Genomic DNA, 19759 nt, shown 5'->3' with positions numbered 1-19759 from the left:
AGGGGTGGGACCGGAACTTCCCGTCGAGCTACCCGCAGGGTCAGCCGATCTCCGCGCCGAAGGCAGAAAGCGCTTCCGGCACCGGCTGGAAGAACGTCTCCCCGCCGGCGCTGCAGTCACCGCTGCCGCCGGAGGTGAGACCCAGCGCGGTGTCCCCCGCGAAGAGGGCGCCGCCGCTGTCACCGGGCTCGGCGCAGACATCGGTCTGGATGAGTCCGTTGACGATGTCGCCGTTGCCGTAGTTCACGGTGGCGTCGAGGCCGGTGACCGTGCCGTCGTGCAGCTGCGTGGTCGAGCCGCTGCGCTGCACCTTCTGGCCGACGGTCGCGTCGCCCGCCTTGGTGATGGCCTGCGTCGAGCCGTTGTAGAGGTTCACCTCGCTCGGGTGCGCGGTGTCGCCGCTGTACTTGACGATGCCGTAGTCGTTCTCGGGGAAGCTGGAGCCCACGTTCTCACCGATGGCCGGGCCGCCCTGCTCCTGCGACCAGCTGGTCACGGCCTCGGTGCAGTGGCCGGCGGTCAGGAAGTGCGGGGCACCGTCCTTGACCACGTTGAAGCCGAGCGAGCACCGGCTCCCGCCACCCCAGATGGCGTCGCCACCTGCGATGAAGGGCTTGTACTCCCCCTTGCTGCGCTGGAGTTCGGCCTTGGCGCCGAGCCCCTTCACGACCGCGCCGAGCTTGTCGAGGTCGGCGCCCTTGACCGTGCGGTCCGCCGTGACGACGACCTTGTTGGTGGCCGGGTCGACCGCCCACGAGGTGCCGGGGATGGACGCCTTGTCGCTCAGCGTCGTCCGGGCGCTCTTCAGCTCGGCCAGCGAGTTCTCGACGACTCTCGCCTTGGCTCCCGCCGACTCGACGGCGTCGGCCGCGCTCTTGTCGAGGACGTTCACGACGAGGTTCTTGGCCTTGGCGTCGTAGTAGGAGCCTGCCGCGTCCAGACCGAGGTCCTTGCCGAGGGTCGAGGCGAGCTTTCCGGCCTTCGCGACCGAGAGGGTGTCCGGCGTGGGGGTCGGGGCACTCTCACTGGCGTTCGCAGTCTGGAAGGTGATTCCGGCGGCGATCAGTGCGGTGATGCCCGCACCTGCCACGGCGGCACGTCGCTTGGATATGCGTCGGTGCTTCAACTCACGTCCTCCTGTGGGGGGTCGGCCCGTTCGGTGTGGGGACCTGAGGGCCGGAAGGCGTACCGGCACGGAGTCGCACACGCTGCGAAAGCCGCGTCCATGCCAAAGGGTGCGGCCCACTATCCCGATACCGCCAGGTAGCACACAAGGTCTACTTCAGGACGCGCACGCGACAAACACCGTGCGCCCCCCGGGTCTTCACCGGCGCCGGTCTCACCACGTCGGTTCCCGCTGCAAACACCCCCTGCGAGCGAGTGATCGGCAGCGGGTAAGGACTAGTCCTGTCCGGTTTTCGACGCTCCTGGCGTGTCCCGTTCACCGGCTTCTGGATCCGGAGCACCGAAATCCGGCAGCGCGACGACGGGAGATTCGGTGACCACGGCGGGAGATTCGGTCACCGCCGCGGGAGGCTCGCCCCCGGTCGCGGCGGCCGGCTGCTGCGCCTGCTGGGCCCGCTCCAGGAAACGCAGGAGTTCCACGGGGAAAGGCAGCACGAGGGTCGAGTTCTTCTCGGCGGCGACAGCCACCACGGTCTGCAGCAGCCGCAGTTGCAGCGCGGCCGGCTCCTCCGACATCTGGTGCGCGGCCTCGGCCAGCTTCTTGGAGGCCTGCAGCTCGGCGTCCGCGTTGATCACGCGGGCCCGCCGCTCGCGGTCGGCCTCGGCCTGCCGGGCCATGGAGCGCTTCATCGTCTCCGGCAGCGACACGTCCTTGATCTCGACCCGGTCGATCTGCACGCCCCACCCGACCGCGGGAGAGTCGATCATCAGCTCCAGGCCCTGGTTCAGTTTCTCCCTGTTGGAGAGCAGATCGTCCAGATCGCTCTTGCCGATGATCGAACGCAGCGACGTCTGCGCCATCTGCGAGACCGCGAAGCGGTAGTCCTCCACCTGGATGACGGCCTCGGTCGCGTCGATCACCTTGAAGTAGATGACCGCGTCCACGCGCACCGTGACGTTGTCCCGGGTGATGCCGTCCTGCGCCGGGACCGGCATCGTGACGATCTGCATGTTCACTTTGCGGAGCCGGTCCACGAACGGCACGATCATCGTGAACCCGGGGCTGCGCACCGAACGCTGCAGCTTCCCGAGCCGGAGCACCACGCCCCGTTCGTACTGTTTGACCACACGCGCCGCGGCCATCACATAGACCGCTCCGGCACATCCGACGGCCACTCCCGCCGCCACCAGCTCCTCGACCATGCCGGCCCCCAGGGTCCGAATTGGGCGTGTTGGGCGTGCACTTCGAAGGTAACGCCGCAGGGCGCACAAAGGGAGACGGGAGACAGGAGAGAGCCCCCGCCCGGACTGCCGGACGGGGGCTCTCCTCAGCTGCTGGCTGCGAACTGGCCGTACGTGGATCAGTGACCTGCGTGAATCAGTAGACGCTCACGCCGTACCGGCTCAGTGCCTCGGTGACCGGCTGGAAGAAGGTCGTGCCGCCCGAGGAGCAGTTGCCGCTGCCGCCCGAGGTGAGGCCGAGGGCCTTGGTCCCCGCGTAGAGCGGACCGCCGCTGTCGCCGGGTTCGGCGCAGACCGTGGTCTTGATCATGCCGTAGACGACGTCGCCGCCGCCGTAGTTGACGGTCGCGTTCAGGCCGGTGACCCTGCCGCTGTGGGTGCCGGTGGTGGAGCCGCGCCGGGTGACGTTCTGGCCCACGGTGGCGTTGCCCGCGCTGGTGATGTCCTGGCTGCCGACCGTGCCCGACTTGGTGACACCGGTGTTGGTGTACCTGACGATGCCGTAGTCGTTGGTCGGGAAGCTGGAGCCGTGCGTGGTCCCGAGCACCGTGGTCTTCGCGGAGTTGGACCACCAGGTGCCCGCGCCGTCGGTGCAGTGACCGGCGGTGAGGAAGTAGTAGGTGCTGCCGCTGCGGACGTTGAAGCCGAGCGAGCAGCGCCAGCTCGACGCGTAGATCGCGTCGCCGCCGGAGATCAGCTTGCTGAACTTGCCGGGAGTGCGTTCGACCTTGAGGGCGCCGGCGTTGCCGCCCGCCGCCTCCTTGATCTTGGCGATCTCGGCCTTGGAGACGGTGCTGTCGGCGGTGACGACCAGACGGTTCGTCGCCTTGTCGACGCTCCATGCGGTGCCTGCGACATCCGCGTCGAGGACCGCGTCGCTCGCCTTGGTGAGCTGCGCCGAGCTGAAGGTGGTGACGTCATTGGCGTTCGCAGCGGGGACGGCGAGCGCGCCGGCGGCCACGAGTCCGGTGGCCACGGCGAGCAGACGAGTACGTCTCGCTATGCCGCTGCGGGGGGTGGTGCGCTTGTTCCTCACTTGTTGTTCCTCCCGAGGGGAAGTCAGTGGGCCCGGTGGGTTGGGGCCCGTGAGGCGCAGCCAATGGACAAAAGGCAAGCCGGATTCCGGTTACGCCGTGCCCCTGACAAGCGCTGCTCGGGAGTATTCGGGCCACGGACACCGCGCACAAGGGCGCCTTTCGGCCGTCGGCGGGGTGCACGGCGGTCAGCGGCCGAGCAGGTTCCGCTCCCCCGCGGCGATGTCGGCGCCGAGGGTGTTCCCCGGGGGCGGGAAGGGGCAGATGAAGTGGTCGGCGAAGGCGCACGGGGGAAGAAGCGCGCGGTTGAAGTCCACCGTGGTGCGTCCTTCGGCGTCCGGAGCGGCGGGCCGCAGGAACCGGAACCGGTAGCTGGAGACCCCGCTGCTCGCGTCGGCGAAGACCGCCCACAGTGAGCCGTCGCCCTCCACCGAGACCTGGAGCGTGTGGTTCTTTCCGGCCAGGTCGAAGGCCAGCTCACCCCCGAGACCGAGCCCCCGCTCCACCCCGTCCGCGTTGCCGACCCGGACGGTGCGCACCCCGTCGGTGGTGCTCTCGGCGGCGTACGGCGTGAAACGCCCCGGCACGGCCCAGCGGTCGTCGTACTCCGTGGCCTCGACGCCCCGGAAGGCACGGCGCGTGGCGGCCCCCGGGTCGAAGTCGCGTACCGCCCAGAGACCTTCGCGGCGCAGCACGACCAGGCGGCGGTCGCCGTGCCCGACGCGGGCCTCGGCGACCGGGCCGGGGTCGGCGGTGAGGCGGGCCTCGCCGCCGAACGGCTGCCCGTCCAGGGTGAGCCCGTCACCGGCGTCGGCGGTCAGGACGATCTCGTCGCCCGCCTCGGTCCAGTGCCCGGGGATGTCCGGAAGCGATCCATCCGGGTAATCCGCGAGCCAGTGGGTGCCGGTGAGGGAGAGCGGGCCGTAGGGCGCGGACACCGTCCGGGTCCGCTGTTCGTGCCAGTGCTTCCAGTCGCCTGCTGCGTCCGTCGATGCGTCCGTGGTCATGTGATCAACCCTTCCACACAGGGTTCGCGAGAACCCGTGCGGTCGCGTCGGTCGCGTCTACAGACCGCAGTCGCAGCAGGAGCAGCACTCGCAACAGGAGCAGCAGCCGCTGTCGCCGCAGTTGTTGCAGCAGCCCTCCCGCTTCTTGCGGGACCAGGGGCCCTCGTACGAATCGGCGCAGCACAGCTTGCAGGTGCAGCAGAGCCCGATGGCGACCGCGCATCCCGCCCAGAAGCCCCGTTTGCCCGGCTTCGGCGGCTGCGGCTCGAACCCGGGCCCGCCCCCGAACCCACCGGGCCCACCTGGACCGCCGGGACCGACAGGGCCGCCGGGACCGACAGGCCCACCGGGCGCCCCACCTCCGTACGGATTGCCGCCCCCGTACGGATTGCCGCTGCCGTACGCCCCGCCCTGCTGGTCGTAGGGTCCGCCCGGCGGCGGTCCGAAGGAGCCGCCCTGATGGGCCGTCACCTCATGGGTGTGTCCGCACGCGTCGGCCCCGAAGGCGCGGTCCACCGAACGCCCCAGCTCGTGCGCGAGCAGCATGTGGGCGAGCTTGCCGTCGGTGAATTCGGCGTCGCGCAGCGCGAGCCGTATGCCGTGCAGGGCGTCGTCGGCGAGGCGACGGGCCTCGGCGAGGCCGGTGCCCGTGGCCGTCAGGGGGTTCCAGGCACCCGACGCGGCGTCAGCTTCCTTGTCCTCCACGGCATCCAGGAGATGCGCGAGCCTGCCGAAGAGCCGCCCGGCCTCCGCCAGCGGCTCGGCGTTGCCCGGCCTGCCCGCGATGACGGCGGTGTGCGCGAAGGCCGCGGCGGTCGCGGTCTCGGTCGGCTCGGTGACCGTGAGCAGGGAGGTGCCGGGGCCCGCCAAGCCCTCGATGCCGACCTGCCGTTCGACGGCGTCGAGCAGGACCGCTGTGTCGAATCCCACGTCGGCGCCGGTGCGGGCGCCGGCCCGGTCCCAGCTGCGGGCGACCTTGCGGGCGGCGGCGGCCACCGGCCTGCGCGCCAAGAGGCCGTCCCCGTCCACGACGTGGTCGCGCACCTTCGCCGACGCGAGCACCAGCGAGACCGCGGCGGCGAGCCGCGCGCCCTCGCCCTGCGCGACGGACGCGGTGCGCATGCCGCGCAGCGGACAGGGGCCCGCGGTGCGGCGCCGGCCGGTCGACTCCTGCGCCTGAGCCTCCGTCAGAACCGAGATGATCAGGCCGTCGTAGTTCGTCACGACGCGGGCGAACTGCCCGTGATCACCGCGCAGCGCTAGGCAGAGGCCGCAGAGGTGCGCCATCCATTGCGTTTTGAGCCCTTCGCCCAGACGATGGCTGCAGGGCCTGACGATTCCGAACATGCGACTCCCCCGTGAGCCCGTCTTCGATCAACTCGGGCATCGTATCGAGGGGTCCGTTCACCCGTACGCACCGGTCGTCACCCATACGCCGTGAAGAATCATATTTCACTCACTGTCAGCAGCCGTACACAGCTGGACCCTTGGGGAACAACGCGTCACGGCGTGTTGACTCTGCACCAGTACCGTCACGAAAACCCCGCGCGGCGACTATCCACTTGGCGCACTATCCGCATCATGGACGAACATGGGGACAGGGAACGCAGAAAGCCCGCTGTGAGAGGAGGCGTCCATGGGATCGGTGCGCAAGGCGAGTGCCTGGCTTGGCCTCGTCGACGACAACAACAATGACGAGCGTTACTACGACGGCTACGACGACGACGGGGCCGAGGGGCCCGGCGAAGCCTGGGTGACCGACCCGCGGGTGCGGGTGGTCGCGGAGGCCGCCGAAGAGGAAGGGCGCCGGATCGGGACCGTGACCCCGGACAGCTTCCGGGACGCGCGCGGCATCGGCGAGCTCTTCCGGGACGGTGTCCCGGTCATCATCAACCTCACGTCGATGGAGCCCGGCGACGCCAAGCGCGTCGTGGACTTCGCGGCGGGCCTGACCTTCGGTCTTCGCGGCTCCATCGAGCGCGTGGCGACGCGGGTCTTCCTGCTCACCCCCGCCGACACGCACATCGTCAACGGGGAGGCCACGAGCCGTCCGACGGACGGTTTCTTCAACCAGAGCTAGCGGGCGAGGCCGCTCACCGGAAGGCGTCAAGGCCGGTGAGCGCCTTGCCCAACACGAGTTGATGCATCTCGACGGTGCCCTCATAGGTGAGCACCGACTCGAGATTCGTCGCATGCCGCATCACGGGGTATTCGAGCGAGATCCCGTTGGCGCCCAGGATGGTCCGGGACGTGCGGCAGATCTCGATCGCCTCTCGCACGTTGTTGAGCTTGCCGAAGCTGACCTGTTCGGGACGGAGCCTGCCCGCGTCCAGGCGCCGGCCGAGGTGATGCGCGAGCAGGATGCCCTTGTGCAGCTCGACCGCCATGTCGGCGAGCTTGGCCTGGGTGAGCTGGAAGCCGCCGATGGGCCTGCCGAACTGCTCGCGGGTCTTGGAGTACTCGACGGCCGCCTCGAAGGAGGAGCGGGCGGCGCCCATGGCTCCCCAGACGATGCCGTAGCGCGCGTGGGAGAGACAGCTCAGCGGGCCCTTGAGCCCGGTGACCTCGGGAAGCACCGCGTCCTCGGGCAGCCGTACCTCGTCCATCACCAGCTCACTGGTGACGCTCGCCCGCAGCGACCACTTGTGCTTGATCTCGGGCGCCGAGAAGCCGGGGGTCTCGGTGGGGACGACGAAGCCCCTGATCCCGTCGTCGGTGTGCGCCCAGACCACGGCGACCCCGGCGACCGAACCGTTGGTGATCCACATCTTGCGTCCGGTGAGCACCCAGTCGGTGCCGTCCTTCTTGGCGAAGGTGCGCATGGAGGCCGGGTCGGAGCCGTGGTCGGGCTCGGTCAGGCCGAAGCAGCCGATGATCTCGCCCGCGGCCATGCCCGGCAGCCAGCGCTGCTTCTGCTCCTCGGAGCCGAAGCGGTGGATGGCGTACATGGCGAGGGAGCCCTGCACGGAGACAAGCGAGCGGATGCCGGAGTCGGCGGCCTCCAGCTCCAGGCAGGCGAGCCCGTACTGGACGGAGCTCGCCCCCGCGCAGCCGTAGCCCTCCAGGGACATGCCGAGCGCGCCGATCGAGCCGAGCTCCCGGGCGAGCTCGCGGATGCCGGGCAGCTCGCCCTTCTCGTACCAGTCGGCGATGTGCGGCAGGACGCGGTCGGCCGCCCAGGTGCGGACGGTCTCCCGGATCGCGAGGTCCTCCGGCTCCAGGAGATCGTCGATGCCGAGGGGGTCGGTGGGGTCGAAGGGCGGCAGGGGCGTACGGCTGCGTGCGGACATCTCGGGCCTCCGGCGGCGCAAAAACTAGCAGTGGTAGTTACTTACGGCTCGCGTTGACGTTACGACGCGGGGTCACGCAGGAACAAGGGCGGGCGGGTGGGGGAATTCCCCGGCCGCAGGCCGGTAAAGCCCGTCAGCGGAGGGATTCCGCCGGGACCTCCGCCTCGCTCCGGGGCGCCGGAACCCCCTGCTCAGGCCGCGCCGCAGGCGTCCCGCACTCCATGGTCCGCGGCAGCTTCAGCGCCATCAGCGCGCCGAGCAGCAGCAGCCCGGCGCTGACCAGGAGCGTCACGTGCAGCCCGTGCACGAAGGACTCGCGCGCCGCGTCACGCAGTGCCGCGCCCGCCCGGCCGCCGAGGCCCGAAGCGACCTGGTACGCCTCGCCGAGCGAGTGACTGGCGGCGGCGCTCTCCTTGGCGGGCACGCCCCGGACGGACGAGAGGCCCGGCGCGTACGCGGCGTTCATGACGCTGCCGAGCAGCGCGATGCCGATGCCGGCGCCCAGCTGGTAGGAGGTCTCGCCGATGGCGGCGGCGCCGCCCGCCTGCGCCTGGGGCGCCTCGCTGAGCATCGACTCGTACGAGCCGAAGAGCGTGGTCTGCAGACCGAGGCCGAGCAGCACGAAGCTGAGCAGCAGCAGCGGATCGTTGACCTCGTCGCCCAGGCCGGTGAGCACAAGGACGGCCACCGCGGTCAGGGTGAAGCCGGAGGCGACCATCGTGCGCGGGCCGAAGCGGTGCAGGAGCTTCGATCCGGCGAGGCCCGCGGCCATCGCGGCGACGGTGAGCGGCACGAGCCGCATGCCGGTCTCCAGCGGGGAGAGGCCGAGCACCAGCTGCAGATACTGCGCCGCGACCAGTTCGAGGCCCACCAGGGCGAGCATCGCGAGCACGATGCAGCCAAGCGAGGTGCTGAACGCGGGCCGCGCGAACATCGACAGGTCTATGAGCGGGTGCTTGCGCCGCCGCTGCCTGCGGACGAAGCCGACCAGGAGGGCCGCGCCCAGGAAGAACGAGAGAAGGGTGGTCATGCCGAACGGCGACTCACCGCCGCCCGCCCGCTTCACCGCGAACACGATGCCGAAGAGGCCGCCCGCGGCCATCAGCGCGCCGACGACGTCCCACGGCCCGTCGCGGTCCCCCGTGGACTCGGGGAGCAGCAGGCGCCCGATGGGCAGGCTGACCAGCATCAGCGGGATGTTTATGAGGAAGACCGAGCCCCACCAGAAGTGCTCGAGGAGGAATCCGCCGAGCAGCGGGCCGCCCGCCGCGCCGATGCCGGCCACGGCGCTCCAGACACCGATGGCGACGGCGCGCTCACGCCGGTCGGGGAAGACCTGGCGGAGGATCGAGAGCGTCGCGGGCATGATCATCGCGCCGCCGACGCCGAGCAGGGCGCGGGCCGCGATCAGTACCTGGGCGTTGTCCGCCATGGCCGCCACGGCCGAGGCCACGCCGAAGAGGGCGTACCCGAGGAGCAGGACCCGTCTGCGGCCCACCCGGTCACCGAGCGTGCCGAAGAGGATGAGCAGCGAGGCGCAGACCAGCGGATAGACGTCCACGATCCACAGCAGCTCGATGCCACCGGGCTTCAGGTCCTCGGTGACGGCGGGCACCGCCACGTGCAGGACGGTGGCGTCGACGGCGACGAGCAACAGGCTTGTGCAGAGGACGACGAGCACCAGCCAGCGGTTGGCGCCGCCCTGCGACCCGGGTACCCGACGGCCGGAAGGAGCGGTGGCCGTGGTTGAACCCGACATGTGCGATACCTCCCAGTGATCCCTCGCATCGGCGGCCCCGCGGGACGTGATCTCCCGGCTGGCGGCAACGAAAAGGCGAGTGAGCCGTCAGAGTACGCGAGTTCACGGCTGTGGCGCGTGGCGGACCTCTCACGGTTGAGCGGAGACGGTGTGGCATACGCCACGCTGCCCACGCCTGGACCACGCCCCCACGAGTGCGACCGGTTCCCGCCTGCGCCGATAATCGAGCCCGTGACCGACCTGGACCAACGCCCGCCCCCGCCGTCCCCCGGCGCCCGTGCGAGCGCCGTGCTGCGCCGTGCGGCGCCCGCGCTGCTCGTCTATGCCGGGGTGCGTGCCCTGGGGCTCGCGGTGCTCGCCGTGTGGAGCGCGGCCGCGGGGAAGAGCGCCCACACGCTGCTCACCGCGCGCTGGGACTCGCTCTGGTACACCCGCGTCGCCGAGCACGGCTACGGCTGGGAGGTGACGCTCCCGGACGGCAGCGTGCACTCGAACCTCGCGTTCTTCCCGCTGCTTCCCTGGCTGGAGCGGCTCGTCTCGGCGGTCAGCCCCTTGTCGTACGCCGATGCCGGCCTTGTGGTGAGCTGGCTCGCCTCGCTCTGCGCCGCCGGGGGGATCTTCGCGATCGCCGACCATCTGTACGGGCGCCGGGCCGGTGTCTGCGCGGTCGCGCTGTGGGCGGTGCTCCCGGTCGGCGTCGTGCAGTCGATGGCGTACAGCGAGTCACTGTTCACGGCGCTCGCGGCCTGGTCGCTGTACGCGGTGCTCACCGGCCGCTGGGTGTGGGCGGGCGTCCTTGCCTCCTTCGCGGGCCTGACCCGGCCGGTCGGCGCCGCGGTGGTCGCCGCGATCTGGGTGACGGCCGCCGTCCGTCTGTACCGGGAGCGCAGGCTGTACCGGGAGCGCAGGCCGGACCCGCGCATGATCCTCGGGGTGGTCCTCGCCCCGCTCGGCGCCGCGGGCTATGTCCTGTGGGTCGGCCACCGCACCGGCGACGGCATCCTCGGCTATCTCGACGTCCAGGCCGGCTGGGGCAACGGCTTCGACTTCGGCTACGCCTTCGCCCGCTTCGTCGGCGACAAGTTCACCGCCTTCCCCGCGGCCCTCGCGGGGGTCGGCCTGATCGTCGGGGTCGCCCTGGTGGTCTGGCTGTACGTCATCGGCGTACGGCAGAAGCAGCCGCTGCCGCTCCTCGTGTACTGCGGGATCGTCGTGGCGCTCGCGCTGTGCGCCGCGGGCTATTTCGGCTCGAAGCCGCGCCTCCTGCTGCCCGCCTTCCCCCTGCTGCTGCCCCTCGCTGTGGCACTCGCCCGACTGCGTACGTCCAGGTCGGCGGCGGTTCTCGGGGCCGTGGCGGCGGCGAGCGCGGTCTACGGGGCGTTCTGGCTGAACGGCTCGGGTCCGCCATGATCGTTTCCGGGGGTCCCGGTGAGCGGCCGGGAAATTCCGCACCAGCCCCCGGTGAACGAATTAATAAGGGCCATAAAACGGCCGCGCCAATGATCAACGAATTCGGTATAGGCCCGATCTCGGAATAGGGAAAGCACCGGAATAAACCCCCGTCTGAGATCAATGCCACATCACATCGTCATCACAAAGCCACTGATTCGGCCTAGTCCCGCACTCACTCGCTGTAACGTCGATTGGGTGCGTACCGAACGAAACCTCACCCGTCTGGACCGGGTCTTCGCCCGTCTCGACCGGGAGCCGGAACGACCGGCCGGCCTCGACCTGCCGAGGATGAGCAGGCACAGGATCGTGCTCTTCAGCGCGACCCTGGCCTTCTACCTCGCCATCGTGGTCGCCGTGCTGACCACGTCATGGCTGGTGCGGTTCGACTGGCAGGTCATGTTCTTCCGGCCCTACCAGCAGTGGCCCGAGATCCACGCCTTCCTCGACTACTGGGTGGTCCTCGGCCAGCGCGGCCCGACCGCCGTGATGGTCGCGGCCTGGCTGGGCTGGCGCTCCTGGCGTCAGCACACCATCCGCCCGCTCCTGACGTTCGGCGCCGCCCTGCTGCTCCTGAACGTCACGGTCGGCGCCGCCAAGATCGGCATGGGCCGCCTCGGCCCGCACTACGCCACCACGATCGGCGCCAACGAGATGTGGCTCGGCGGCGATATATTCCCCTCCGGCCACACCGCCAACGCCGTCGTGACCTGGGGAATCCTGGCCTACATGGCCTCCACCCCGCGCACCCGCCGCTACCTGTCGGCGCTCTCCGCCGTGGTCTCCCTCAGCGTCGGCCTGACCACCGTGTACCTCGGCACGCACTGGCTGAGCGACGTCTTCCTCGGCTGGGCCGCGGGCCTGCTCGTCCTGCTCGCGCTGCCGTGGGTGGAGCCGCTGCTCACGCAGGTCGAGGGCTGGATCTTCAGCCTGCGGGACCTGTGGCGCTCCCGTCGCGCCGGCCTCGCGGGACCGGCGGCCCCCGCCCCGGCCAGGGTTCCGCAGCCCACGCCCGCCCCGGCCGACGAGCCCCCGCTCCGTGAGCCGGTCGGCGCCGCGCGGCCCGCCCGCGCCCCGGCCTACCTCGCCCCGGGCCCGCACACACCGCGCTCCGAGCGCAGCCCGGTCACCCCGGCGGGCAGCCGCCGCCCGCCGCACTCCGAGCGCGGCACACGCACCGCCACGTCGCCCCGCCCCGTCGCGGGCGGCTAGCCCCAGGACCGCGGGGGCCGGTACGCACAACCCATCCCCCGCATCGCGAAGGCCCCGGTTCCGTCCAGGAACCGGGGCCTTTCGCCGTGCCGTGTGCCGCCCTTCCAGGCCTGTCAGCCCTTCCAGCAGCGGACCACGACGTCTTCCTTGACCTCGAAGTTGAGCCGCCCCGCGAGGTACTCCATGGTGATGATCGCGCCCGGCGGCAACGACCTGACGGTGGACCAGCCACGCTCGCGGGCCTGCCGCTCGGCGCCGCCGGCCGCGAGACCGACGTAGGCGTCCAGGTTGTCCTGGGGTTCAGCGGGAGGGGTCGGTATAGGTGCCATGGCCGCCACGTTAGGCGGCCGGGCGCGGCCACGGAAGGCCGTAGCCGGACACCATGCGTCACCGGTACCTCTCCGGTCACGCTTCTGTCACAGGATCACGACGCCCGTTTCCCCTTAACTCCGTCACACGTACGGGCGGTTCCGGAGTTGTCGCCCTGCCATTAGCGGATTTATCGCAGGCCCTTCGGGAGGTCCCCGATACCACCTCGATAGCGAGGCGGACAGGTCACCGACTCGCCTTTTTCACGGCCCTCTCATTTCCTGATCCAGGGCGCCCGGCGAGATGTGACGAGGCATAGGGAATTCAAGATTCCAGCACAGCGGTCCCGTACGCCCCCTGTCGGAGCCGGGTGTGACGCGAGCATCATGGCGGGTGCTTCGAACAGGACCGGCGGCGTGACGGCGAAGGGGCGAGCGATGGGGACTGAGACCGCAAGCGCGGCGGCACCGCCGGTCCGGCAGAGGACCCCGGGCCGGGTTCTCGTGGACTGGCTGACCACCACCGACCACAAGAAGATCGGGCACCTGTACCTGATCACGTCGTTCGTGTTCTTCCTGATCGCTGGTCTGCTCGCCCTGATGATGCGGGCCGAGCTGGCCCGTCCCGGGCTGCAGCTGATGACCAACGAGGAGTTCAACCAGGCGTTCACCATGCACGGCACGATCATGCTGCTGCTGTTCGCGACGCCGACGTTCGCGGGCTTCGCCAACGAGATCATGCCGCTGCAGATCGGCGCCCCGGACGTTGCCTTCCCACGGCTCAACATGCTGTCGTACTGGCTGTTCCTCTTCGGCGGCCTGATGGTGCTCGGCTCGCTCCTGGTGCCCAGCGGCCCCGCCTCGTTCGGCTGGTTCGCCTACGCGCCGCTCAACAGCATGGAGCGGTCACCCGGGGTGGGCGCCGACCTGTGGATCATGGGGCTCGCGCTCTCCGGGTTCGGCACGATCCTCGGCTCGGTGAACTTCCTGACGACCATCATCGGGATGCGCGCGCCGGGGATGACCATGTTCCGGATGCCCGTCTTCACCTGGAACGTGCTGTTCACCTCGATCCTGGTGCTGCTCGCGTTCCCCGTGCTCGCCGCCGCGCTGCTCGTCCTGGAGGCGGACCGGCGCTTCGGCTCCATGGTCTTCGCCCCGGAGAACGGCGGTGCGCTGCTGTGGCAGCACCTGTTCTGGTTCTTCGGGCATCCCGAGGTCTACATCATCGCGCTGCCGTTCTTCGGGATCATCTCCGAGATCATCCCGGTGTTCAGCAGGAAGCCGATCTTCGGCTATCTGCCCCTGATCGGCGCGACGATGGCCATCACCGGGCTCTCCGTCGTCGTGTGGGCGCACCACATGTTCGCGACGGGCGCGGTGCTCCTGCCCTTCTTCTCCTTCATGTCCTTCCTCATCGCGGTCCCCACGGGCGTGAAGTTCTTCAACTGGACGGGGACGATGCTCAAGGGGTCGCTGTCGTTCGAGACACCGATGCTGTGGTCGGTCGGCTTCCTGGTGAGCTTCCTCTTCGGCGGTCTCACCGGCGTCATCCTGGCCTCGCCGCCCCTGGACTTCCACGTCACCGACTCGTACTTCGTGGTGGCGCACTTCCACTACGTCGTGTTCGGCACCGTCGTCTTCGCGACCTTCGGCGGCTTCTACTTCTGGTGGCCGAAGCTCACCGGGAAGATGCTCGACGAGAAGCTGGGAAAGATCCACTTCTGGACGCTCTTCGTGGGCTTCCACATCACGTTCCTCGTCCAGCACTGGCTGGGCGCCGAGGGCATGCCACGGCGTTACGCGGACTACCTCGCGGCGGACGGCTTCACGGCGCTCAACACCGTCTCGTCCATCGGGGCGTTCCTGCTCGGCATGTCCACGCTGCCGTTCCTTTACAACGTCTGGAAGACCACCAAGTACGGCAAGAAGGTCGACGCCGACGACCCCTGGGGCTTCGGCCGCTCCCTGGAGTGGGCCACCGCCTGCCCGGCGCCGCGCCACAACTTCGTCACGCTGCCCCGGATCCGCTCCGAGTCCCCGGCGTTCGACCTGCACCATCCGGAGTACGCGGCGTTCCATCCGCCCCAATCGCAGTATCCGGACCCGCAGACCGAACACCCCGGTCCAGGGCCCGGCTCAGGAGGTCCCTCGCCGAGCTGATCCGCTCGGTGAAGTCCGCCGGCTCGACGACCTCGAACTCGAAGCCCATCAGGAGCACGTGGATGACCATGACGTCCAGGCTCATGGCGCCCGTGCGCAGCAGACAGCTGTGCTCGGTCTCGGCCTCCAGGGTGCCGTCCGACGGGGTGACCCGCTGGGCCGCCTCCTCCAGGGGCACCAGGAGCCGGAACACCGCCTGGGCCGCGTATCCGCGCGTGGAGACGCCCTTGGAGACGTAGGCGGCGAGGTCCTCTGCGGGCGGGGTGCGTGGCACGAAGCGCGGTCCGTGCGGCGGCCTGGGCGTGATGCGGTCCGCGCGGAACGTGCGCCAGTCGTCGCGGTCGACGTCCCAGGCGACCAGGTACCAGCGGTGCTCGGTGCAGACGATGCGGTGCGGTTCGACGGTGCGGCGGGTCGAACTGCCGCCGTGGTCGAGGTAGTCGAAGCGCAGACGCTCCGCGTCCCGGCAGGCGTGGGCGAGTTCGGTCAGGACGGAGGGGTCGACGGTCTGCTGCCGCGGGGTCCGCAGCATGGGCACGGTGAACGCCGTCAGCGCCCCCACCCGGCGCCGCAGCCTGCTCGGCAGGACCTGCTCCAGCTTGGTCAGGGCGCGTACGGAGGTCTCGCCGATGCCCTCGATGCCCTGGCCCGCGGCGGTGCGCAGGCCGACGGCCACCGCAACCGCCTCGTCGTCGTCCAGGAGCAGCGGGGGCAGCTCCGCGCCCGCGCCGAGCTGGTAGCCGCCGCCCGTGCCGGGGCTCGCGTTGACGGGGTAGCCGAGCTCGCGGAGCCGGTCCACGTCACGCCGTACGGTGCGCGGGGTGACGCCGAGCCGGTCGGCCAGGTCCGCGCCCGACCAGTCGCGGTGGGCCTGCAGCAGCGAGAGCAGGCGGAGCAGTCGTGCGGAGGTCTCCAACATGGGGCCGATTGTGCCCGTGCCCCCTGGACCAGCCCTCGACTGGATCAGCCCTCGACCGTGTTCGCCTCGCGAACGCGGATCGCGAGGTCATTGTCGTTCGTGTAGTACGGCCCCGCCTCCAGCGGGCCGTGCGCCGCGGTGTCGAGCCGGACCGCCGGGTAAGTGAAGATCTGCTTCTTGTCCGGGATGTCGTCTAGGAGCCGAGCGAGCCGGACCCGCGGCCCGCTCTCCCCCGCCGGGCGCAGCCAGAGATCCCAGGGGCCGACGCCGCTGTCCGCGAGCACGTCACACCGCAGCCCGAAGCTGAACTCCGGGCCGTTCGCGTTCAGTTCGTAGCGCTCGGTCTTCTCGGGCTCGGCGCGGCGGGTCGCCTCGGCGTAGGCGGCGCCGGTCAGCGCGGTGCCGTACACGCGGCCCTGCGCGGTCACCGAGGCGCCGGTGATCTCAAGCTCGCCGATCTCCGCGTGCGGGGCGCGCAGCCAGCTGCGTACGGAGAGATTGCCCTGCTTGGTCGCGTACGGGATGCGCACGTCGATGTGGCCGCGGGCCCCGCTGGGGGCGCGGTCCACCAGCGAGCGCAGGTCGTTGACGCCGGGCGCCAGGCGGCGCGGGGTGGCGCCGCCGACCTCCACGTAGGCGTTCCAGCGGCCCTCGGCCAGCTCGACGCTGCTGGGCAGCGCGGCCCTTAGCCGGCCGTCGGCCGCCGGGGACAGCGGCAGACGTACGTCCTCGTCGGCGGAGGCGGCGTCGCGGCGGCGCAGCAGCAGATAGGCGGCGCCCGCGCCGCCGGGGTCGGTGACGTCGAAGGTCAGACCGCCCGCGGAGTCGGCTATGCAGTCGGCTCGCGGGGCCGCGGCGACGTCCTGATCGGCACTGGTGTCGCAGGGCGATGAGGCGTCCGAGGTGGCCAAGGCCGTCATGCGGTGGATCCCTTCGTCTGTATGCCGCTGGTCGGTACCCCGTGTCCGATGTCCCGTACCGCGTAGGCGCCGTTCAGGAGCGCGCCGCGGGTGCGGTGCAGTGAGCCGCGCATCCGGCCGCCGAAGGAGCTGCCGCGGGCGATCATCCCGGTGAACATCGCGTCGTAGCGCTCGGCGATGCGGGCCGGGTCGAAGCGCTCGGAGTCCTCCAGGGCGGCGTCCGCCATCTGCCTGCGCAGCGTGTCGTCGTTGATCAGTTCGAGCAGTCCGCCCGCGATGGCGTCGGGGTTGCCGACCTCGACGAGGCGCCCGTCGACACCGTTGTCGATGATCTCGCCGGGCCCGTGCGGGCAGTCGGTGGCGACGACGGGCAGTCCGCAGCGCATCGCCTCGACGATGGTCATGCCGAAGGATTCGAGGCTGGAGGTGACCGCCGCGATGGAGCCCTTGGCCCACTCGGGCTCGATGGGGTGGGCGGGTCCCATCAGGAAGACATGGTTGTAGAGCCCGAGCTCGTCGATCAGGGCGCGCAGCTTGTCCTTCTGCTTGCCGCCGCCGTATATCCGAAGCCGCCAGTCGGGACGCTGGGCGCGCACCTGGTCGAAGGCCCGGATCAGCAGGTCGTACCGCTTGACGGGGGCGAGCCGTCCCGCCGCGACGACCCACTTCTGGGAGCCGTCGGCGGGCTCTATGCCGGGCGCGGGCACCGGGTTGGGCACGGCCTGGACGTGGACTCCGGGCAGGCGCATCTTGCGGCGGTAGGCGCGGGCGTCGGCCTCGGTCGTCGTGGTCAGGACGTCGAGGCGGGGGTAGACGCTGCGCAGCTGGCGGCGCAGCTCCTTGGAGTGGCTGTCCAGGGTGAGGTGCTCCTGGCCGACGCGCAGCGGGCCGCGCGCGGTCTCGCGGGCCAGGTGCACGTTCAGGCCGGGACGCGTGCCGACCACCACGTCGGCGCTGACCGAGGAGAGATGCTCGGCGATGCGCCGGTCGGTGAGGGCGCTGTACTGGTCGTAGCGGCCTTCCGCGCTGGGGAAGGTCCTTGCGGGCCGCAGGGCGTCGGCGGCCTCCCCCTCGTAGCCGGGGCTTTCCTTGCGCATGTCGACGAGGTGGCTGAGCCTGACGCGGGAGTCGGGCGCGAACACGGGTTCGTCGCGGTGCCGGAAGACGGAGACGATCTCGACGTCGTGCTGCTCGGCGAGTGTGTTCGCCAAGTTGTACGTCGTCCGGATCGTCCCGCCGATTCCGTACGCGTTGTGAATCAGGAAAGAGATGTGCATGCGTCCCCGTATCCCACGCTTCCCCGCGGACAGTCCTTCTCGTCCGCCTACCGCAGGGTTAGACGGGGATTACGGCCTCAGGGTTGGGTTTCATCATCATCTTGTTCTTGAACAGTTGTGCCATCGGTATCCGGTTTCGGGAACTTTCCTGCTAGCTACACGCATCATGGCTGGTAGGAGAGCTGCGGCACCTCGAAGCAGTTGTCGTCCATGTCCCCCTGTGTGACCCAGCCCTCACCGTCCTTCCAGCGGGCCACCGACACACAGGTCCTACGGGTTCCGGGCGGCCGCGCCCGCTCCTCGTACCTCACCGGGAGCAGCAGCCCACGCGCCGTGTAGGACTCGCCGCGGTTCATAAAGTGGTCGACACATGCGCGCGTGACGTCGCCCCGGCACGACTTCGCCGCGTCCGTGAACCACATGGCTGCCGCCCACCCCTCCAGTTGCCACTGCGAGAGGTCCTTGTGCCCCTTCATGGCGTCGCGGAACTCCCGTACGGCGGGCTGGTCCGTGTCCGCGTAGTTGCGGCTCGCGCCGGTGGCCCACAGGGCGTTGCGGCAGCGCGGGGCGTCCTGGTAGTCGTCGGCGACCGTCGAGGTCCAGTTCTGGACGTTGGTGACCTTGGCGGTGACGTCGGCGCCCACGTCGTCCATCGCCTCGCACAGCTGGGCATTGCCGTGCGTGTCCATGGCGTCGAAGACGAGGTCGGCGCCCTGCTCCTTCAGGTCGGCCGCCGCCGCGCGGAAGTTGGGCAGCGCGAAGTCGACCTGCTCGGTGACCACCTTGTAGCCCTCGGCCTTCAGGCCACGGGTGACGAGACGGGCGTACGCGGCGGACGCGGCCTGGTTGTAGGAGACGACGGCGGCCGTCCGCGCGCCCTGCTCCCGCTTGAAGTAGCGGTACACCTCGGTCCCGCCGATCAGCTTGCCGCCCCAGCCGGGCTTCCCGTCACGCGGGGCGAGGCTGCCGTAGATCCCGTACAGATGCGGAAAGGTGTCGTACGCGGACCCGATCGGCTGGCCCCCGACGTCGGGCACGCGCGCGCGGGAGACGCGGGAGGCGCCCGCGTAGTCGAGGGAGCTGGTGGCGACGAGCGCGACGACACGCTCCTCCTCGACCAGCTTGTCCACGCACTCGTTGTTGCCGACGCCGCTGCCGCCGTCGTCACACGTGTGCACCTCGACCTTGCGTCCGCCGATCCCGCCCCGCGCGTTCAGCCGCTCGAAGTACGCCTTGGCCCCGTCCCGGGGCCCGGTGAAGGCGGAGCCGCCGACCGGGCTCGTCGCGCTGGTGATGATGCCGACCCGGACCGGTGCCCCCGGCGGGGCGGGCGCCGTGCTCCTGCCCTCGAAGTCGCTCTCGGGGAGCCGGCTGCCGCACCCCGCCACCGCCACGAGCAGCGCGGCTACGGCCAGCGCCTCAACAGCCCGGGCCGGGCGACTCATTGCCGCTCAGCTTCACCAGGGCGCAGAGAGTCTTGACCGACACCTTCCAGGTGTCGTCCTGGTTGACGGAGGTGCCCGAGGCGTCGGGCAGCGCGGTGGCACCCTTCAGGGTCAGGGCGTACGTCACGTCCGCCTCGGTCGCCGAGCTGAACTCGACCTTGTTGACGTCGGCGCTGACCTGCTTGCCGCGCTCGTCGCCGTTGAAGCTCTCCAGGACGCCCCGCATCTTCGCCCCGTCCTCCAGGACGGCCTCCTTCTCCTTCAGGGGGACGGCAGGGTCGAAGAACTTCTCAAAGTTCTCCTTGACCTCCTTCTCGGCCGCCGCCGGATCCGCCGGCTCGTCCTCCGCGGGCTCCGCGGGCTCGTCGTCCTCGGGTGCCTGGGAAGAGGCCTCCTGGCTCGTCCTGTCCGTGGACGGCTCGGGCGGATCGCTGTCGCCGCCCCCGCCGCTGTCGTCACCGCATGCCACGGCGGCCGGAGCGAGAAGCAGGACCGCGGCTGCCGCGACGGCCGCGCTCCGCACCCTTCCCCGCCTGAGATCGCTCCCCCGCTTGGGGCTGGTCCAGAAAACCATCTGGCTCACCACCGGGTGTCGGTCCGGGCCGCCCG

At 70.4% G+C, this 19759-nt stretch carries 16 protein-coding genes and 1 pseudogene; 4 read left to right on the top strand and 13 right to left on the bottom strand.

Going from position 1 to position 19759, the window contains the following annotated elements; genetic code table 11:
• Positions 1–40: 40 nt before the first annotated feature.
• From AB0I66_RS28130 to AB0I66_RS28110, 5 genes are all read right to left on the bottom strand, one after another.
• Complete coding sequence (locus AB0I66_RS28130; protein ID WP_363210741.1) at positions 41–1126, bottom strand: S1 family peptidase; 1086 nt, start codon at positions 1124–1126, stop codon at positions 41–43.
• Between the two features lie 275 nt (positions 1127–1401).
• A complete protein-coding gene (locus AB0I66_RS28125; RefSeq protein WP_363210740.1) occupies positions 1402–2328 on the bottom strand; it encodes a slipin family protein in 927 nt (308 codons plus the stop codon).
• A gap of 175 nt (positions 2329–2503) precedes the next feature.
• A complete protein-coding gene (locus AB0I66_RS28120) occupies positions 2504–3403 on the bottom strand; it encodes a S1 family peptidase (RefSeq protein ID WP_363210739.1) in 900 nt (299 codons plus the stop codon).
• Between the two features lie 186 nt (positions 3404–3589).
• Entirely contained in the window at positions 3590–4408 is an 819-nt protein-coding gene (locus tag AB0I66_RS28115) for a DUF1684 domain-containing protein (RefSeq protein WP_363210738.1), read from the bottom strand.
• A 57-nt stretch (positions 4409–4465) separates the two neighbouring features.
• Positions 4466–5755 (bottom strand): DUF5685 family protein, encoded by a 1290-nt coding sequence (locus tag AB0I66_RS28110; protein ID WP_363210737.1) that lies wholly within the window; start codon positions 5753–5755, stop codon positions 4466–4468.
• Between the two features lie 289 nt (positions 5756–6044).
• Between AB0I66_RS28110 and AB0I66_RS28105 the strand changes: the two genes are divergently transcribed.
• The gene (locus AB0I66_RS28105) at positions 6045–6488 is read left to right on the top strand and encodes a cell division protein SepF (RefSeq protein WP_160504177.1); all 444 of its coding nucleotides are present in this window, start codon (positions 6045–6047) and stop codon (positions 6486–6488) included.
• A gap of 13 nt (positions 6489–6501) precedes the next feature.
• Here AB0I66_RS28105 and AB0I66_RS28100 read toward each other — a convergent pair whose 3' ends face one another.
• Complete coding sequence (locus AB0I66_RS28100; protein WP_363210736.1) at positions 6502–7698, bottom strand: acyl-CoA dehydrogenase family protein; 1197 nt, start codon at positions 7696–7698, stop codon at positions 6502–6504.
• A gap of 133 nt (positions 7699–7831) precedes the next feature.
• Entirely contained in the window at positions 7832–9457 is a 1626-nt protein-coding gene (locus AB0I66_RS28095) for an MFS transporter (RefSeq protein WP_363210735.1), read from the bottom strand.
• Positions 9458–9688: 231 nt separating this feature from the next.
• Here AB0I66_RS28095 and AB0I66_RS28090 point away from each other — a divergent pair, with 231 nt between their 5' ends.
• Complete coding sequence (locus AB0I66_RS28090) at positions 9689–10867, top strand: glycosyltransferase family 39 protein (protein ID WP_363210734.1); 1179 nt, start codon at positions 9689–9691, stop codon at positions 10865–10867.
• 237 nt (positions 10868–11104) lie between these two features.
• Positions 11105–12118: a phosphatase PAP2 family protein gene (locus AB0I66_RS28085; protein WP_363210733.1), complete on the top strand. Its 1014-nt coding sequence runs from the start codon at positions 11105–11107 to the stop codon at positions 12116–12118.
• A 113-nt stretch (positions 12119–12231) separates the two neighbouring features.
• Here AB0I66_RS28085 and AB0I66_RS28080 read toward each other — a convergent pair whose 3' ends face one another.
• On the bottom strand, positions 12232–12447 hold the full coding sequence (locus AB0I66_RS28080; protein ID WP_363210732.1) for an I78 family peptidase inhibitor: 216 nt from the start codon (positions 12445–12447) through the stop codon (positions 12232–12234).
• Positions 12448–12864: 417 nt separating this feature from the next.
• Between AB0I66_RS28080 and ctaD the strand changes: the two are divergent.
• Positions 12865–14499 (top strand): annotated as a pseudogene (ctaD, locus tag AB0I66_RS28075) (cytochrome c oxidase subunit I); the annotation flags it as partial.
• Here ctaD and AB0I66_RS28070 read toward each other — a convergent pair.
• The 5 genes from AB0I66_RS28070 to AB0I66_RS28050 form a co-directional block, all read right to left on the bottom strand.
• Positions 14438–15508 (bottom strand): YafY family protein, encoded by a 1071-nt coding sequence (locus AB0I66_RS28070; RefSeq protein ID WP_363210731.1) that lies wholly within the window; start codon positions 15506–15508, stop codon positions 14438–14440. The pseudogene ctaD and the gene AB0I66_RS28070 overlap by 62 nt on opposite strands.
• A gap of 44 nt (positions 15509–15552) precedes the next feature.
• Positions 15553–16428, bottom strand: a complete 876-nt coding sequence (locus AB0I66_RS28065; protein WP_363210730.1) for a hypothetical protein — start codon at positions 16426–16428, stop codon at positions 15553–15555.
• Positions 16425–17705 (bottom strand): glycosyltransferase family 4 protein, encoded by a 1281-nt coding sequence (locus AB0I66_RS28060; RefSeq protein WP_363210729.1) that lies wholly within the window; start codon positions 17703–17705, stop codon positions 16425–16427. The genes AB0I66_RS28065 and AB0I66_RS28060 overlap by 4 nt, the downstream gene beginning before the upstream one ends.
• Positions 17706–17869: 164 nt before the next feature.
• Positions 17870–19150, bottom strand: a complete 1281-nt coding sequence (locus AB0I66_RS28055) for an ABC transporter substrate-binding protein (RefSeq protein WP_363210728.1) — start codon at positions 19148–19150, stop codon at positions 17870–17872.
• Positions 19125–19673, bottom strand: a complete 549-nt coding sequence (locus tag AB0I66_RS28050; protein WP_363210727.1) for a hypothetical protein — start codon at positions 19671–19673, stop codon at positions 19125–19127. The genes AB0I66_RS28055 and AB0I66_RS28050 overlap by 26 nt, the downstream gene beginning before the upstream one ends.
• Between the last annotated feature and the right edge of the window lie 86 nt (positions 19674–19759).

Origin of the sequence: Streptomyces sp. NPDC050439 (genome assembly GCF_040655335.1) — a bacterium.
Taxonomy (GTDB): Bacteria; Actinomycetota; Actinomycetes; order Streptomycetales; family Streptomycetaceae; genus Streptomyces.
This window is presented reverse-complemented; position numbering and strand designations above follow the sequence as displayed.

What these genes read in the sequence shown, in the direction of transcription:
- AB0I66_RS28125 (WP_363210740.1), bottom strand. Translation starts at nt 2,328, where the DNA reads ATGGTCGAGGAGCTGGTGGCGGCGGGAGTGGCCGTCGGATGTGCCGGA.
- AB0I66_RS28115 (WP_363210738.1), bottom strand. Translation starts at nt 4,408, where the DNA reads ATGACCACGGACGCATCGACGGACGCAGCAGGCGACTGGAAGCACTGG.
- AB0I66_RS28110 (WP_363210737.1), bottom strand. Translation starts at nt 5,755, where the DNA reads ATGTTCGGAATCGTCAGGCCCTGCAGCCATCGTCTGGGCGAAGGGCTC.
- AB0I66_RS28105 (WP_160504177.1), top strand. Translation starts at nt 6,045, where the DNA reads ATGGGATCGGTGCGCAAGGCGAGTGCCTGGCTTGGCCTCGTCGACGAC.
- AB0I66_RS28100 (WP_363210736.1), bottom strand. Translation starts at nt 7,698, where the DNA reads ATGTCCGCACGCAGCCGTACGCCCCTGCCGCCCTTCGACCCCACCGAC.
- AB0I66_RS28095 (WP_363210735.1), bottom strand. Translation starts at nt 9,457, where the DNA reads ATGTCGGGTTCAACCACGGCCACCGCTCCTTCCGGCCGTCGGGTACCC.
- AB0I66_RS28080 (WP_363210732.1), bottom strand. Translation starts at nt 12,447, where the DNA reads ATGGCACCTATACCGACCCCTCCCGCTGAACCCCAGGACAACCTGGAC.
- AB0I66_RS28070 (WP_363210731.1), bottom strand. Translation starts at nt 15,508, where the DNA reads ATGTTGGAGACCTCCGCACGACTGCTCCGCCTGCTCTCGCTGCTGCAG.
- AB0I66_RS28065 (WP_363210730.1), bottom strand. Translation starts at nt 16,428, where the DNA reads ATGACGGCCTTGGCCACCTCGGACGCCTCATCGCCCTGCGACACCAGT.
- AB0I66_RS28060 (WP_363210729.1), bottom strand. Translation starts at nt 17,705, where the DNA reads ATGCACATCTCTTTCCTGATTCACAACGCGTACGGAATCGGCGGGACG.
- AB0I66_RS28055 (WP_363210728.1), bottom strand. Translation starts at nt 19,150, where the DNA reads ATGAGTCGCCCGGCCCGGGCTGTTGAGGCGCTGGCCGTAGCCGCGCTG.